14 protein-coding genes are annotated in these 16,028 nt (G+C 50.9%); 2 read left to right on the forward strand and 12 right to left on the reverse strand.

What is annotated here, in order from left to right:
- Nucleotides 1-47 precede the first annotated feature (47 nt).
- From guaA to IPK30_07845, 12 genes are all read right to left on the reverse strand, one after another.
- Nucleotides 48-1,619 (reverse strand): glutamine-hydrolyzing GMP synthase, encoded by a 1,572-nt coding sequence (gene guaA / locus IPK30_07790; GenBank protein ID MBK8103170.1) that lies wholly within the window; start codon nucleotides 1,617-1,619, stop codon nucleotides 48-50.
- Nucleotides 1,620-1,634: 15 nt separating this feature from the next.
- Entirely contained in the window at nucleotides 1,635-3,104 is a 1,470-nt protein-coding gene (gene guaB / locus IPK30_07795; GenBank protein ID MBK8103171.1) for an IMP dehydrogenase, read from the reverse strand.
- Nucleotides 3,105-3,193: 89 nt separating this feature from the next.
- Nucleotides 3,194-3,457 carry a hypothetical protein gene (locus IPK30_07800; GenBank protein MBK8103172.1) on the reverse strand — a complete coding sequence of 88 codons (264 nt, stop codon included), beginning with the start codon at nucleotides 3,455-3,457 and terminating at the stop codon, nucleotides 3,194-3,196.
- Nucleotides 3,438-4,241, reverse strand: a complete 804-nt coding sequence (locus IPK30_07805) for a hypothetical protein (GenBank protein ID MBK8103173.1) — start codon at nucleotides 4,239-4,241, stop codon at nucleotides 3,438-3,440. The genes IPK30_07800 and IPK30_07805 overlap by 20 nt, the downstream gene beginning before the upstream one ends.
- A gap of 73 nt (nucleotides 4,242-4,314) precedes the next feature.
- Complete coding sequence (locus IPK30_07810) at nucleotides 4,315-5,454, reverse strand: acyltransferase (GenBank protein ID MBK8103174.1); 1,140 nt, start codon at nucleotides 5,452-5,454, stop codon at nucleotides 4,315-4,317.
- A 251-nt stretch (nucleotides 5,455-5,705) separates the two neighbouring features.
- Complete coding sequence (locus IPK30_07815) at nucleotides 5,706-6,923, reverse strand: exodeoxyribonuclease VII large subunit (protein ID MBK8103175.1); 1,218 nt, start codon at nucleotides 6,921-6,923, stop codon at nucleotides 5,706-5,708.
- Nucleotides 6,924-7,136 carry a DUF1653 domain-containing protein gene (locus IPK30_07820; GenBank protein ID MBK8103176.1) on the reverse strand — a complete coding sequence of 71 codons (213 nt, stop codon included), beginning with the start codon at nucleotides 7,134-7,136 and terminating at the stop codon, nucleotides 6,924-6,926.
- Complete coding sequence (locus IPK30_07825; GenBank protein MBK8103177.1) at nucleotides 7,133-8,215, reverse strand: hypothetical protein; 1,083 nt, start codon at nucleotides 8,213-8,215, stop codon at nucleotides 7,133-7,135. Before IPK30_07825 ends, IPK30_07820 begins: the two co-directional genes overlap by 4 nt.
- Before the next feature lie 2 nt (nucleotides 8,216-8,217).
- A complete protein-coding gene (locus IPK30_07830) occupies nucleotides 8,218-9,711 on the reverse strand; it encodes an MBOAT family protein (GenBank protein ID MBK8103178.1) in 1,494 nt (497 codons plus the stop codon).
- Entirely contained in the window at nucleotides 9,711-10,769 is a 1,059-nt protein-coding gene (locus tag IPK30_07835) for a hypothetical protein (protein MBK8103179.1), read from the reverse strand. Before IPK30_07835 ends, IPK30_07830 begins: the two co-directional genes overlap by 1 nt.
- A gap of 2 nt (nucleotides 10,770-10,771) precedes the next feature.
- Nucleotides 10,772-12,262, reverse strand: a complete 1,491-nt coding sequence (locus IPK30_07840; protein ID MBK8103180.1) for an MBOAT family protein — start codon at nucleotides 12,260-12,262, stop codon at nucleotides 10,772-10,774.
- A gap of 6 nt (nucleotides 12,263-12,268) precedes the next feature.
- Nucleotides 12,269-13,786 carry a fumarate hydratase gene (locus IPK30_07845; GenBank protein ID MBK8103181.1) on the reverse strand — a complete coding sequence of 506 codons (1,518 nt, stop codon included), beginning with the start codon at nucleotides 13,784-13,786 and terminating at the stop codon, nucleotides 12,269-12,271.
- Nucleotides 13,787-13,895: 109 nt separating this feature from the next.
- Here IPK30_07845 and IPK30_07850 point away from each other — a divergent pair, with 109 nt between their 5' ends.
- Together IPK30_07850 and IPK30_07855 are read left to right on the forward strand one after the other, a co-directional pair.
- The gene (locus tag IPK30_07850) at nucleotides 13,896-15,083 is read left to right on the forward strand and encodes a trans-2-enoyl-CoA reductase family protein (GenBank protein ID MBK8103182.1); all 1,188 of its coding nucleotides are present in this window, start codon (nucleotides 13,896-13,898) and stop codon (nucleotides 15,081-15,083) included.
- Nucleotides 15,084-15,086: 3 nt separating this feature from the next.
- The gene (locus IPK30_07855; protein ID MBK8103183.1) at nucleotides 15,087-16,019 is read left to right on the forward strand and encodes an MBL fold metallo-hydrolase; all 933 of its coding nucleotides are present in this window, start codon (nucleotides 15,087-15,089) and stop codon (nucleotides 16,017-16,019) included.
- Nucleotides 16,020-16,028: the final 9 nt, after the last annotated feature.

Raw genomic sequence — 16,028 nt, forward strand, 5'->3', positions numbered from 1 at the left:
TTAGAAAAAAGATGAAGAAAATGTGATTGGGAAAATCAAAGGGAGGATTATTCCCACTCAATAGTGGCAGGAGGCTTGGAGGAAACATCGTAGACAACGCGCGAGATGCCGCTAATTTCGTTGATGATGCGACTCGAAACAGTTTCCAGTAATTCGTAGGGAAGATGCGCCCAACGCGCCGTCATGAAATCGATGGTTTCCACGGCGCGCAGTGCCACGACATATTCATAGCGTCGCCCATCACCCACAACGCCCACAGATTTCACTGGCAAAAATACAGCAAATGCTTGGCTGACTTTGTGGTACCAATTAGCTTTGTGTAATTCTTCGATAAAAATGGCATCTGCCTCGCGCAAAATATCTGCGTAGCTCTTTTTAACTTCACCCAAGATTCGCACGCCTAGGCCGGGGCCTGGGAAGGGATGGCGGTAAACCATGTCGTAAGGCAGGTCGAGCTCTAAACCAATTTTGCGCACTTCGTCTTTGAATAATTCTCGCAGAGGTTCGATGAGAGAAAAGGCCATGTCTTCTGGCAATCCGCCGACATTGTGGTGCGACTTAATAACATGGGCTTTGCCGTGTTTGCTGGCGGCGGATTCAATCACATCGGGGTAAATGGTGCCTTGCGCCAGCCATTTAACGCCGTCGAGTTTGGTTGCTTCTGCGTCAAAAATCTCGATAAAAGTATTGCCGATAATTTTGCGCTTTTGTTCTGGGTCTTGAACGCCGGCGAGTTTGTCGAGAAAGATTTTTTCTGCATTGGCGCGAATAACTTTGATACCCATGTGTTGGGCAAACATCGCCATCACTTGATCGCCTTCGCTCTTGCGCAGCAAACCGTTGTCCACGAAAACGCAGGTGAGTTGCTCGCCGATGGCGCGGTGTAACAAAGCAGCTACGACTGAAGAATCTACGCCGCCAGAAAGCCCTAACAGCACTTTGTCGCTGCCCACTTTCTTGCGCACGGTTTCTATTGCGTCATTGACGATGTTGCTCGCATTCCATAGGGGTTCACACTGACAAATATCCAGAGCAAATCTAGAAAAAATCTGCTGACCTTGTTTGGTGTGCGTGACTTCTGGGTGAAATTGCAGCGCGTAAAAACGCTTTTCGTTGGAGTATATACCGGCGACAGGGCAGCTCGGCGTTGATGCCATGAGTTGAAATCCGTCTGGTATTGCTGTCACTTTGTCACCGTGACTCATCCAAACATCGAGAAAGCGGCCTTGTTCATTTTCGATATCAGCAATATTGCGCAGTAACAAAGAATCGCCATGTACTTGAACTTGCGCGTAACCGAACTCGCGCAATGAAGAGCTTTCCACTTTGCCGCCAAATTGCTCGGCCATGGTTTGCATGCCGTAACAGATACCGAGTACAGGAACACCTAATTCAAAAATAATCGACGCAGCTCTCGGGCCTTGATTGTCAGTAACCGATTCAGGGCCGCCAGACAAAATAATGCCGCGCGGTGTAAATTCTTTGATAGCGTCGGGAGGGCAATCCCATGCGTAGATTTCGCAGTAAACGCCAGCTTCACGAATGCGTCGCGCAATTAATTGTGTGTATTGCGAGCCAAAATCCAAAATTAGAATTTTATGGGCGTGAATGTTTTTCATGTGGCAAAAATCTGATTAGCGAACGGGATAGTTGGGCGCTTCTTTGGTGATGGATACGTCGTGCACATGTGATTCATTCATACCGGCACTCGTCACGCGCACAAAACGCGTTTTTGTGCGCATGGCTGGGATGTTGATGCTGCCGGTGTAACCCATGGCAGAGCGCAAGCCGCCCATCATTTGATGGATGATGGCTGAAACTGTGCCCTTATATGGCACGCGTCCCTCAATGCCTTCTGGCACGAGTTTTTCCGCGCCTTGACTGGCATCTTGGAAATAGCGATCAGAAGAGCCTTGTGACTGGGCCATCGCACCGAGTGAACCCATGCCGCGATAAGACTTGTAGGAGCGCCCTTGGTACAACTCAATTTCACCGGGTGCTTCTTCGGTGCCAGCAAACATGCTGCCCATCATGATGGAGTGCGCGCCCGCAGCGACAGCCTTGGCGACATCGCCTGAAAAACGAATACCGCCGTCAGCGATAAGAGGAACGTCAGTCTCTTTCAGCGCGGCAGCGACATTGGCGATAGCGCTAATTTGTGGCACGCCGATACCGGTGACGATGCGCGTGGTACAGATGGAGCCAGGGCCGATGCCAACTTTCACACCGTCTGCGCCTGCTTTCACCAGCGCTAGTGCCGCCTCGCCAGTGGCGATGTTGCCACCGATCACTTGCACCTGTGGGTAGTGCTGCTTGATCCACTGTACGCGACCCAGCACATTTTTGGAGTGGCCGTGCGCAGTGTCGACAACTAAAACATCTACACCTGCCGCAATTAGCGCATCAACGCGTTGATCGGTATCGCCGCCTACGCCGACAGATGCGCCTACGCGCAGGCGACCTTGGTCGTCTTTGCAGGCGTAGGGGAAGGTTTCCGATTTGTTGAAGTCTTTTACGGTGATCATGCCGCGCAGATCAAAGTTATCGTTGACGACCAGAATTTTTTCGATGCGGTGGCGGTGCAGTAATTCCTTCACGGTGTCTGCGGATGCGCCTTCTTTGACAGTTACCAAGCGCTCTTTCGGCGTCATGATGCTAGAAACAGGGGCTTCCAATTGCGGTTCAAAGCGCACATCGCGGCTAGTGACGATGCCGACTAACTTGCCGTTTTGCATCACGGGTACACCAGAGATGCGCTTTTCTTTGGTCAGTGCGATGAGTTCTCGCACGCTGGCGGTGGACTCAATGGTGATGGGGTTTTTAACAACGCCGCTTTCAAAGCGCTTGACCTGCAGCACCTGTGCGGCTTGTTCCGCTACAGTCATATTTTTATGCATGATGCCTATACCACCTTTCTGCGCCCTGGCAATGGCCCCACGCGCTCCGGTGACGGTATCCATAGCGGCAGATACCAGAGGCATGTTGAGGGTGATCGAGCGCGTCAACGCGGTTTTGATGCAGACATCCTTGGCGACCACTTCCGAGTAATCCGGTAGCAACAGCACATCGTCAAATGTCAAAGCTTCGTGATCAATTCGCAACATAGGAATCCAGTGCTGGGCAGAAGGGGAGGCTGCGAATTATAGAGCTGCCCCCGTGATGGGTAAACCGAGGGGCAGCGTAAGCGGGGCTGTTATTGGCAGTCGGTTTTGCACTGTTGCACATCATCTTCACAGGCTTGTTTGGCAGTGGGAGATTCAGCAACGGTTTTGCATTCTTGGTATTCGGTTTCACAAGTGGCTGTGCATTCTTCATCAGCCAAAACGGCAGATGAAAAAAGCATGACGATTGATGCTGCAACGAGTTGACGAATTTTCATGATGTAGCCCTCTGGTGGTTGGTGTTTATCCGTTGTGCGGATTTCGATAAGTGGAAAGTTATTGCATCGGGATGGCATTGCTCTGCGCACGATCTTGTTTCAGTTTATTGAGGTCGCTGTTCACACTGCGACGAAAGCTGTCGATACTGCGTAAAGTTTCTTCTTGATCAGCCGTGCGCTTGTTGAGTGCGTCCAGCTTTTTTTGCAGTTGATCGTTTTGCTCTAAAGCCATGGTCGCTTGTCGGCCGGCATCGCGCGCAGCGGGGTCGCCTTGTGCAACGCGTTGTTGCAGTGCGGACAGCGCATTATTTACCTCAGTGACGGCCGTGTTTGCGCGCTCTGCACTTTGTTTGCCATCGCTTCCTAGCTTTTCAATTTGCGCTACTAATTTTTTAATGTCAGAGATATTGGTTTGTAGGCTGGCGAGAGATTTGTCGTGAGCGTCCAGTGTTTTTTTGGTTTTGTCATTGATAGCGGAGTTGAGTTTGGCGATGTCATCGCTTACGGCACTCAGGCGAGCATCCAGTTTTTTAATTTTATCTTCCATGGTGTCGCCAGATTTTTTGCTGTCGCTGATGCTAATTCCAAGCTGAGATTCCAGTGCTTCTGTGCGAGCTTGTAGTTTGTTGTTTGCGTCGATTTGTTGCGTGATACGGTAGTGCAGGAAGCCGGCGATTATCAGCATTACGGCAAATGCCAGTAATGCCAACACAGATTTTCCGTGACTGGTGGCAGGTGTGTTTTTTTTCTCAGTGCGTCGCGCTGGGGTGGCTGGCTTCGGAGGGGTAGCGCGCGTTAGGCGATCCTCGGTATCGGGGATGATGGTGGCGTTGTCAAAAATATCGTCTTCGCGTCTGGACATGGTGGGTTCGGGTTCGCTGGTAGGGAGAAGCACAAGACTGATCGTGCTGACAGAGGTTCCCGATTGTAAATGCCTAGCGCGAGCGATCAACCCATGCGCCAATGGGCGCAGTAATTTTTTGTAGGCACCAACCTATGCCAATAAAGGCGGCTATCCATGCAATGGTGGCGGCCCAAGCGGGCAGGTAGTGAAAGAAAATGTCGTAGCGGTACATCAAAGGCCAGTGCAGCAGGTAGGTTTCATAGGAATAAACTCCCTGAATATGCAGGAATCGGTTATCCCACTGTTTCAGTGAAAAGCACACAATCAGTGCCAGCATGGCGAGCAGGCTGGTCGCTTGACCGATAAAAAATTTGGCATTGAAGCCCAAGTATTCCAATGCGACTGCGGTAGCTGGCCATTGCTCCATGTTGTTATGGCTGGCCATGTAGGCGGCAAGTAATAGTGATGTAAGGACGAGAGTTATCCGAAAAGCATTTGTTGGTTGATTGCGGAATTGCTGTAGTTTTTGGGTTTTTTCTGGATGAGCGTTTAGCCACCACGCTAGCAAAATACCGAGTGAGAACGCGTTGGTGTGCAGGCGGTGTAGCCAATTAACCTGCAGTTTTAACGGGTCGAGTAAAACAAAGGCATTGGCAAGGATAGATAGCAATATGGCGGTGAGCCAAGGGCGATTGCGCATAAACAACCAAGGAAAAAGTGCGTAGAACATCAACATCCAGCTGATGTACCAAAAAGGTGAATTTACATCTTTGTAGGCATCGGCCCGTGGAAACCACCCTAAAAAGGATTGCAGCATATAGCTGGCCGGATGCTGAATATTGAGAAATACACGATCAGAAAAAAATAAAATTGCGAGCGCGATCCAGAAAGGAATAAAAACTTTTATCAGTCGGCGGCGATAAAAATTCATTGCAGGCAGCGGTTTTTTTAGCATGCCCACCGTGAGTCCATAACCGGACATAAATAGAAAAAGATCTACGCCGACACCGGCGGCTAACGAGAGTGGAGAGAGGAAAGCATTATCGGTCACTAGCATGTAACTGATATGAGCAAACACAATCGTGAGTATGCCCAAGCCCTTAAGCTCCTGAGTCACAGGGACGGAAAATAGCTCTTTGTGCTGTGTGCGTCGAAATGTCAGGCAAACAACGGCAGCCAAAACCGCAATTACTATGCCTGTTGAGAGAGAAACATTGCTAACGGTGATCAAGGTGCAAGCACTCCACTGAGAGTCATGCTTCCGATATTAGCGCGGTTCAGATAATTACAGAATCCTATAGGACGAGGCCGATACCGATAGCCACGCCAGTCATAACAACAGCAATGATGACCATCACCATGATGACTCTTGTCGCTGCAGATTTATCGTCAGCTTGCCAGTATCCATTAGGTTCGACCATGGCGGGCTCCTATAAAATCGGTAAGAAAGGAGCTTCACATTACGCCGGAGAGGAGACGGATTTATTGATTGTGATCAATAACATCAGGATAAATAGTTTCGATGCGCCCGCGCAATTTGCCGCGAAATAGTTGTACATCAAATGTCATACCGATGTGCGCTTGTTCTATGTGTGTTAGCACGGTACCAGCATCGGTAGTGGCAATCGCGTAGCCGCGCTGTAAGGTGTTGAGCGGGCTTAAATTGTTGAGCGAGGCGGCAAGCTGCGCTAGTTTTTGTTGCGGCTGGCGCAGGCGAGACAGCGCCGCTTGTTGCAGTCGCCATTCGAGGTGATCGAGTTTTTGCTGCTGTTCGCGCAGTGTGTGCCCAGGGTGGCGTAAGCGTTTACTCAAATGCAGCAGTTGCTGGCGATGCAGCGCAATTTTTTGTTGTAACTGTTTTTGAAACAGATCGGCGTAGTAATTAAATAATGCGATCAGGTCGCTCAGTTCGGGTGATAAAATTTCAGCAGCGGCAGAAGGTGTGGGTGCGCGCACATCGGCAACAAAATCGCAGATGGTGAAATCGGTTTCATGTCCCACAGCGCTGACGATAGGTATTTCACTGGCAAACACCGCGCGCGCCACACTTTCTTCATTGAACGCCCATAAATCTTCCAGCGAGCCGCCGCCTCTGGCGATGATAAGTGCCTCAATATCTGGTTGCGTGTTTGCCAGTTGTAGCGCGCGGATAATGGCAGGCGCTGCATCTGCACCTTGCACGGGTACAGGAAAAATACTCAGTTTTGTGGCGGGGAAGCGGCGCTTAAAAACAGAAACAATATCGCGCACGGCTGCGCCGGTGGGAGAGGTGATGATGCCGACATGGCGCGGCATGTCGGGCAGTGCTTGTTTGAAATCTTCATCAAACAAACCTTCCGCCGCTAACTTGTTTTTGAGTTGCTCGAAAGCCACTTGCAGATTGCCAGCGCCGGCGACTTGCAAGTTTTCTACAATCAATTGATAGTCGCCGCGACCTTCATACAAGCTCACCCGTCCGCGCGCAATCACTTGCATGCCGTGCTCAGGCTTGAAACGCAGCAGAGCGTTATGGCCGCGAAACATCGCGCAGCGAATTTGCGCTTTTTCGTCTTTGAGAGTGAAGTACCAGTGGCCGGATGAAGGTGTGGAAAGATTGGAAATTTCGCCGCTAACCCACACAGTGGCTAAGTGCGTTTCGAGCAGTTGGCGCGCGCGCCGATTAATCTCGGTAACGCTGAAAATATGCTCCGCGCTGGTCACTCAGGCCTCGTGTAAGAACGCAAAACGCGGTTGGGTGATGCCATCAACGGTGATTGATTCACAAAACATCGCCAGCGGTCTTACCCACAAACTGTAGTCGTCATACAGACAGCGATATACCACCAAGGCTTCGCGTGTTTCTGAATGATGTGCAATACCAGTAACCAGATAGTCTTTGCCTTTGTAATGACGATAAACGCCGCATGGAATCATGGTTGTGTCACCGCAGTGGAAGTTTTTTCTGAGAGCTGTGTCGATAGTTTTTCATCGATGAGAGCTGCTGCCAGTTGGAAGCCTTTATAACCCCAGTGGGTGTCGTTAGGCAGGTAAACATCTTTGTTGCCGGCGGCAATCATAGTGCGTATCGGTTGCAGCATGTTGACGCCGTATCCGATGAGCGCATCAATGCGAAGCTGGTCGATTAATGCTGGTCGCTGTTTGATTTCGAGATCCGCCAAATACGGCTGATAGGCAGAGGCTTTGTCGGGCAGCGTCAAAATAATATGCGGAAGTTTTGCGTTGGATAAGGCTTGGTTGACTGCTTGCATGGTGCAGTGCACGGTTTTTAGGTTATTGGCGTCTATGGTGTCGTAGAGTAAAAAATCTTTGCTTAACAGCAGAATGTGATCGCTCTTTGTATTGCTAAACAATTGATTGGAGGTCAGTGCCAATACACGGGCTTTGCGTTTTTTCGGTTTGATCAATGCACTCGTATAGAGTTTGAAAATATGGAAGCCTTCAGAAATGTTATTGCCATTGTTGGGCAATACTTTTCGTTCGATGAGTGGAAATGTTGGTAGTTTGGCGATTTGTTCTTGCAGTGCCTCAATGGAAACAGTGTTCTCTTTTGTTTCTACTGGCAGCTGACACTGTGTTACAGGTTTGAGAAAGGTGCTGGCTTGACCGTACATATCGGGCAGCGCTCGCTCGCCGGTTTCAATCACTAAGGCATCCGGTTTTTTATCGCCTTGGCGAGCGAGCACATCCGCCAGTGTGATTTTTCCACTGTGGATAAAAGAAAATGTGTATTTATCGCTCAAAAGAGATTGCCAGCGCCCAGCTTCGGAAAAAGAATCGCCGATAACCAGAATGTGTTTTTTGCCGGCTTGGCGCGGTGTATTGATCACCGATGGAATGTCTTGCTGTGGCTCATTCCAACCAAACCAGCGCTCTGGATAGGCGCTGATTCTTGTCAGGTCGCCGCTGATGGGCTGTGACCACAACATGATGGCAGCACTCATGCAGACGATGAATAAAACGAGCGCAAGAAAAATAGTGTTGTAAGTTTTCATCGTCAGAACTGGAAGTAGAGAAATTCGCTGACTTGACCAATATTGACAATGCTCACAGCGAGCGCAAGCCCGCCAATAACGGCCAATATTGGGCTTGGGCGCCACTGCCAGCGCGTGTGACTATCAATGGTGTCGGAAGTGGGTTGAAACTTATTCATAATTTCTTGCGTGTTGGGTGCAAATAAAGCAAATAACGAAACCCACAGCACAAGAGTCCAGCCGTCGTCCGCGTGACTCACAATATCTGTCAGGGGCTGCTGGCTACTAGCGGCAATACCCACCATCGCTTGCAGAATCACGATGGCATCGTGTATGGAAGCGGCGCGAAAAATTACCATGGTTACGACAACTGCAAGCATGGTAAAAAACCAACCGAGCGTTGCGCGCACAGCCATGGGTATGCGTTTGCCTTCTGTGCGCGCCAGCGGAAAAATCTCGCGGAATAAATGGTTGATTACCAGAAAGAGGCCGTGCAGTCCGCCCCAGATGACGAAAGTCCAACCTGCGCCGTGCCACAAGCCACCGAGCAGCATCGTGAGCATCATGTTGATGTAGCGCCGAGCTTTGCCTTTGCGATTGCCGCCGAGTGCAAAATACAAATACTGGCGTAAAAACTGTGACAGGGTGATGTGCCAGCGATTCCAAAAATCAATGATGCTGGTGGATTTGTACGGTGAATTAAAGTTGAGCGGCATCTTGATGCCAAATAAACGCGACAGGCCGATAGCCATGTCCGAGTAAGCGGAAAAATCAAAATACAGCTGTAAGGTATAAGCCAAGCAGCCTAGCCAAGCATCCTGAAACGAGAGTGCGCCGGTGTGTTTGCTCACGGCAAATACAGGGTTGGCATATTCAGGAAAAGAGTCGGCGATGATGACTTTCTTGAACATGCCGATGGCAAAAATAGTGAGGCCGATGGCAATGTTTTCTTGGCTGATGCGATAGGTTTTTGCGTGGGCAAATTGCGGCATCATCTGTTTGTGGTGCAGGATGGGGCCGGCGATTAAGTGCGGAAAATAGGTGATGAACAACAGGTAGTGCACGGGATTGCGTTCTTTCACGATACCTTTGTGGCAATCCGCCAAATAAGCAATTTGTGTGAAAGTAAAAAAAGAAATACCTAACGGCAAAATAATGTTGGGGAAGTCGATGGTGGAGCCGGTGAGCGTCACCCAGTTGTCGAGAAAAAAGTTGGTGTATTTGTAGTGTGCGAGCAAACCGAGATCGAATACCAAGCCGATTATCAGCCACATTTTTGCACGCTGCGCGGCTTGTTTTTCAATGTGATTGCTGATTTGTTTGCCGATCTGGTAATTCACCGTGATCGACAGCAATAGCAGCGGCACATAGTGCACATCCCAGTAGCCGTAAAAAAACAGCGAGCAGAGTGCTAACCATGCAGCGGCGGCTTCGTGACGAAAGCGCGCCGCCAAGAAAAAACCTGCCAGTGCTACCGGCAGGAATAACCAAATAAATGGATAGGAGTTAAAAAGCATTACTGCTGTTCCTTGTCCTTTGGCCACTGTGACTGCAGTGTGGCGTCAATGCGTTGCGCCGCTAGCTGAAAGCCTTTGTAGCCCCAATGGGTGTCGTTCGGTAAATAAAAATCTACGGCATTGTGTGCCAATGCGTCGCGCACAGCGGGCAGCATATCAATAGTGTGAGGAATACCCAGTGCGGATAACAAACGGGTGATCACTGGCGGTTTACTGCGCAGATCCGTTTGTGTGAGATAAGGCTGATAGGCCGTTGTTTTATCTGGCACGATCAAAAAAACGAAAGGCAGCTGCAAGTCAGTCAGTGTGTGTGCCAGTGTGCGCATGGAACACTGCATGGTGGAAATGGCGGCATCATCAAATGCAGGCAAGAACAATAAATCACTCTTGATGACGAGCAGTTGCTCGCTGCGTTGGCTGCTCTGCAGCAACGGCGTGGAGAGCTGCAAAATTTTGGCCTGTCGTTTTTTAGGCTTGATGGCGAAAAAAGATTGTTGTTTCAACAGATAAAAACCTTGCGAAATATCCTTGGCGTTCGTGGGAAAGGTTTTTCTCGCGTACTGAGGGTATGACACAAGGCTTGCGGAAGCTGTAGAGGTTATTGGTGCGGTAGCACTGCCGAGAGGGTCGCAGCGCTTGGTTGTGTTGCCCATGAATTCCGACTCGCTGCCGAACATGGCGTAGGTGAAGCGTTCAACACTTTCTATCACCACGCCATCGGGTTTTTCATGGCGAATTTTTTCGATAATTTTGTGGAAGCTGGTGTTGCGAGTGGGCACCAGTGTGAAGCTGTAGCGGTCGTCGAGATACGCTTGCCAATAGCCAATTTCAGAAAAAGAATCGCCGAGTACAAGCAGGTGTTTTTTGGCGGTTGTACGCGGTGTATTGGCTAGATCGGGAATTTTTTGTTGCGGCGCATTCCAGCCGTACCAGCGTTCAGGGTGCGCCCCAATGCGTGTGAGATCCCCATTTAGTGGTTGCGCCCAGATAATTAAACCCGCACAAAAACCTACCATGAGGCAGGTGGCGATAATCACGATGCGGTTATAGGTTTTCATGATCAAAACTGGAAGTAGAGAAATTCACTGACTTGGCCGATATTCACAATGCTGTAACTCAGTACCACAGCAGTGAGTAAGGCCAGCAGGATACTGGGCTGCCATTGCCAACGCGTCTGGCTGTCAACAGCATCGGAAGCCGGTTGAAAACGCGACATTATTTCCTGCGTGTTAGGCGCAAATAAAGCTATCAGACCGGCGAGTAGCACATAATCCCAGCCTTCATCGGCGTGTTCAAGAATCTTGATGACGGCATCGCCTTCGATTGCAGACTGTGCACCGATCATGGCTTGTAAAACTATCATCGCATCGTTCACCGAGGTGGCGCGAAAAACCACGAAAGCAAAAATAACGCCGAGTGTGGTGAGTAGCCATCCCGTGATTGCGCGCGCGCGTGCGGCAACTGTTTTATCGTTGGAGGGTGGAAAAAATTCACGGAATACATGATTGGCGGTGAGGTAAATGCCGTGCAATCCGCCCCAAATAATGAAGGTCCAGCCGGCGCCATGCCACAGTCCGCCGAGCAACATGGTCAACAGCAAGTTGATGTGGCGACGCGTTTTACCTTTGCGGTTGCCGCCGAGAGCAATGTATAAATAGTCGCGCAAAAATTGTGACAGCGTCATATGCCAGCGCCGCCAGAAATCGATAATGCTGGTGGATTTGTATGGCGAATTAAAGTTGAGTGGCATCTTGATGCCAAATAAACGCGACAGGCCAATCGCCATATCGGAATAGCCGGAAAAATCAAAATACAGTTGCAGACAGTAAGCCAGAGCGCCTAACCATGCTTCTTCGGTTGATAACAGCCCTGGGTGTTTGCTTACGGCAAAGACTGGCCCCACAAATGTGGAAAGTGGATCGGCAATCGCCATTTTTTTGAACATGCCGATGGCAAAAATGGTGAGGCCAATAGCGATATTTTCTTGGCTGATGCGATAGGTTTTTGCGTGCGCGAACTGCGGCATCATCTGTTTGTGGTGCAGGATGGGGCCGGCGATTAAGTGCGGAAAATAAGTGATAAACAGTAAATAGTGCACAGGGTTGCGCTCTTTCACAATGCCTTTGTGGCAATCTGCTAAATAAGCAATTTGTGTGAAAGTAAAAAAAGAAATGCCCAGCGGCAAAATAATGTTGGGGAGGTCGATGGCAGAGCCGGTGAGCGTCACCCAGTTGTCGAGAAAAAAGTTGGTGTATTTGTAGTGCGCCAGCAAGCCGAGATCAAACACTAAGCCGATGATCAGCCACAGCTTGGCGCGCTGTGCGGATTGTTTTTCGACATGGTTGCTGATTTGTTTGCCGATTCGGTAATTCACTGTGATCGACAGCAATAGCAGCGGCACATAGTGCACATCCCAGTAGCCGTAAAAAAACAGCGAGCACAGCGCTAGCCATGCGGCGGCGGCTTCGTGGCGAAAGCGCGCCGCCAAGAAAAGACCTGCCAGTGCCACTGGCAGGAATAACCAAATAAATGGGTAGGAGTTAAACAGCATGCAGCGTCAGACTACTTGCAAGTGTTCCGTGCGGATTTTTTGTTCCCATATTTGCGGGCCGGTGGTGTGTATCGAAACACCGTTCATATCCACCGCTACCGTGACTGGCATGTCTTTCACTTCAAATTCGTAAATCGCCTCCATGCCCAGTTCTGGAAACGCCAACACTTTGGCGGCGGTAATGGCTTTGGAAACGAGATAAGCGGCACCGCCGACAGCCATTAAATACACGGCTTGGTTGTCTTTGATGGCTTCGATGGCGATGGGGCCGCGCTCGGATTTGCCGATCATGCCAATCAAGCCAGTTTTTTCCAGCATGGTGCGTGTGAATTTGTCCATGCGCGTGGCAGTGGTGGGGCCGGCGGGACCTACAACTTCGTCGCGCACGGGATCCACGGGACCAACATAGTAGATGAAGCGGTTGGTGAGATCGACTGGCAGCTCCTCACCTTTGGCGATCATATCCACCATTTTCTTGTGCGCAGCATCGCGGCCGGTGAGCATCTTGCCGGAGAGCAGCAGCGTTTCACCGGATTTCCAATCGGCGATGTCGGCCTTGGTGAGTGCGTCCAAGTTGACGCGGCGCGAGCTGTCGGTATTCCAAGAAATTTCTGGCCACGCGTCGATGGAGGGTGGCGTTTGCAGTGCAGGGCCAGAGCCGTCGAGCACAAAATGGGTGTGGCGCGTGGCGGCGCAGTTGGGAATCATGCATACCGGCAGAGAGGCGGCGTGCGTGGGGTAGTCTTTGATTTTTACATCCAACACGGTCGTCAAGCCGCCTAGACCCTGCGCGCCAATGCCCAGTTGGTTCACTTTTTCAAACAGTTCCAAACGCAATTCTTCGATGCGGTTTTGTGGGCCGCGCGCCATCAAGTCGTAAATGTCGATGTCTTCCATCAACACTTCTTTGGCCAGTACAGCCGCTTTTTCTGCGGTGCCGCCGATGCCGATACCCAGCATGCCCGGCGGGCACCAGCCGGCGCCCATGGTCGGCACTGTTTTCAGCACCCAATCCACGATGGAGTCGGAGGGATTCAACATTGCCATTTTGGATTTGTTTTCCGAGCCACCGCCTTTGGCTGCGATATCTACTTCGACGGTGTTGCCGGGTACAAACTGGTAGTGAATGACGGCGGGAGTGTTGTCTTTGGTGTTTTGCCGCTTGCCGGCGGGGTCGGCAAGGATAGAGGCGCGCAGGATGTTGTCCGGTTGCAAATAGGCGCGGCGCACGCCCTCGTTGATCATGTCGTCTACGCTCATGGTGGCGTCATCCCAGCGGACGCTCATGCCAATTTTGACAAATACCGTGACGATGCCGGTGTCTTGGCAGATCGGGCGATGTCCTGTCGCGCACATGCGCGAGTTGATCAGAATTTGCGCGATAGCATCTTTGGCAGCAGGGTTTTGTTCGCGCTCATAGGCTTTGTGCATCGCCTGCACAAAATCGACTGGGTGGTAGTAGGAGATGAACTGCAGAGCATCGGCGACGCTGGCAATCAAATCTTCTTGGCGAATAGCAGTCATGGCAAACTCCGGTGCAAGCGATACAGCAAGGTCGTCATTCTAGCAGTAGGTGCAGTTTTTTTGCCGGTATAATGCCGACCTTTCGCTCTGGCTCAACAGGAAAACGCGCATGATCATTCATCCTAAAGTCCGTGGTTTTATCTGCACCAATGCGCATCCGAAGGGTTGTGCTGCCAATGTGCGTCAACAAATTGACTATGTGCGTCAGCAAGGCAGCATTGCCACTGGCCCCAAAAATGTTTTGGTGATCGGTGCGTCAACCGGTTATGGCTTGGCATCGCGCATTACAGCCGCGTTTGCTTGCGGTGCAAAAACGCTGGGTGTGTTTTTTGAAAAAGAACCGGATGAAAAGCGCACCGGCACAGCTGGTTGGTATAACGCCGCAGCTTTTCATCAAGCTGCAACGCAAGCGGGTTTGTACGCCAAACACATCAATGGCGATGCGTTTTCCGATGAAATCAAACAAAAAACTATCGACACCATCAAAGCCGATATGGGCAAGGTCGATTTGGTGATTTACAGCTTGGCATCGCCGCGTCGTCAGCACCCCAAAACAGGTGTGGTGCATGGCTCGGTGTTGAAGCCGATTGGTCAGTCTGTGACGCAGCGCGGTGTTAATACCGACAAGCAAATTGTGGAAGAGGTGACCCTGCCCGCAGCCAGCGAAGAAGAAATTGCCAACACCGTGGCGGTAATGGGCGGCGAAGATTGGCAGATGTGGATAGAAGCGCTGCTTGCTGCGGATGTGTTGGCGGAAGGCGCGCAGACCACGGCTTACACCTATCTGGGTGAAAAATTGACTTGGGATATTTATTGGAATGGCACGATTGGTGCGGCGAAAAAAGATTTGGATCGCACGCGCACGGTGATTGATGAAAAGCTGTCTGTCGTTCACGGCAAATCGTATGTGTCGGTACTCAAAGCGCTGGTGACGCAGGCGAGTGCGGCGATTCCCATCATGCCGCTGTATTTGTCTCTGCTCTACAAGGTGATGAAAGAAAAAGGCGGCCATGAAGGTTGTATCGAACAGATTTATCGTTTGTTTCACGATGAATTGTTTAGCTCTGCGCGCCAGTTAGATGCCGAAGGGCGTCTGCGTGTGGATGACAAAGAATTGCGCCCGGAAGTACAGGATGCCGTTGCAGCATTATGGCCAGTGGTGACCACTGAAAACCTGTATCAATTGACAGATTTCCAAGGCTACAAAGATGAGTTCCTCAAGCTGTTTGGCTTCGGTTTTGCCGAGGTAAATTACGATGAGGACGTTAGCTCCGTGGTGGAGCTGCCGCTGGTTTAACACATGGCCGAGCTCAGGTCTGGCGAACTGGTGCAGTTGTCGCCGCTGGTGCGGCGGTTGACGGCCAATAACCCGAGTGCCATGACGGGTGCCGGTACCAATTGCTATCTGATCGGCACGGATGAACTGGCGATTTTGGATCCGGGCCCTGCCGATCCCGTGCATATCGAGGCGATTTTGGCGGCAGTGGGTGCGGCTAAAGTGCGCTGGATCGTCGTCACCCACACGCATCCCGATCACTCTCCTGCAGCTGCTTACCTGGCGCAGCAGACGGGTGCTGAATTGGTTGGCGCGGTGTTGGAGCAAGATCCTCATCAAGATGTCAGTTTCACGGTGCAGCGCAATATTCGCCACGGCGATCGCGTGCTGGGTGAAGGGTTCACCTTAGAGGCGATCGCCACCCCTGGCCATGTTGCCAACCATTTCTGTTATCTGCTGCAAGAAGAGGGCGCTCTGTTCACTGGCGATCACATCATGGAGGGGTCAACTGTGGTTATCGTGCCGCCCGGTGGCGATATGGCGGACTATCTGCACTCTTTGGCATTGCTGAAGCAGTATCCGGTGCATAGTTTGTTGCCTGGGCACGGTGATGTGATGCACGAGCCTTGGGCAGTGATTGACGGGTTGATTGCACACCGTTTGCAGCGTGAGCAGAAGGTAATTGCCGTATTGCGTGCACTGGGGAAGGGCACGATAGGCGAGATCACGCCGGCGGTGTATGACAATGTAGATGCCAGTCTGCATTGGTTGGCCGAAATATCCTTGTGGGCGCATTTGTTGAAGTTAGATAAAGAGGGGCGAGCGCGACGCGGAGGAGATTTTGAGCAGCAAGCATTCAACACCCAGTGTTGGTATTGGGTGGCAGAAAATACTGATTTAGTGCTTGAAAACAGGGAAGCTGCTCACTACAATTCGCCACCCAATTCCAGCCCCTGACCAAGAGCG

The organism is Cellvibrionales bacterium (assembly GCA_016713115.1).
Classification (GTDB): domain Bacteria; phylum Pseudomonadota; class Gammaproteobacteria; order Pseudomonadales; family UBA7239; genus UBA7239.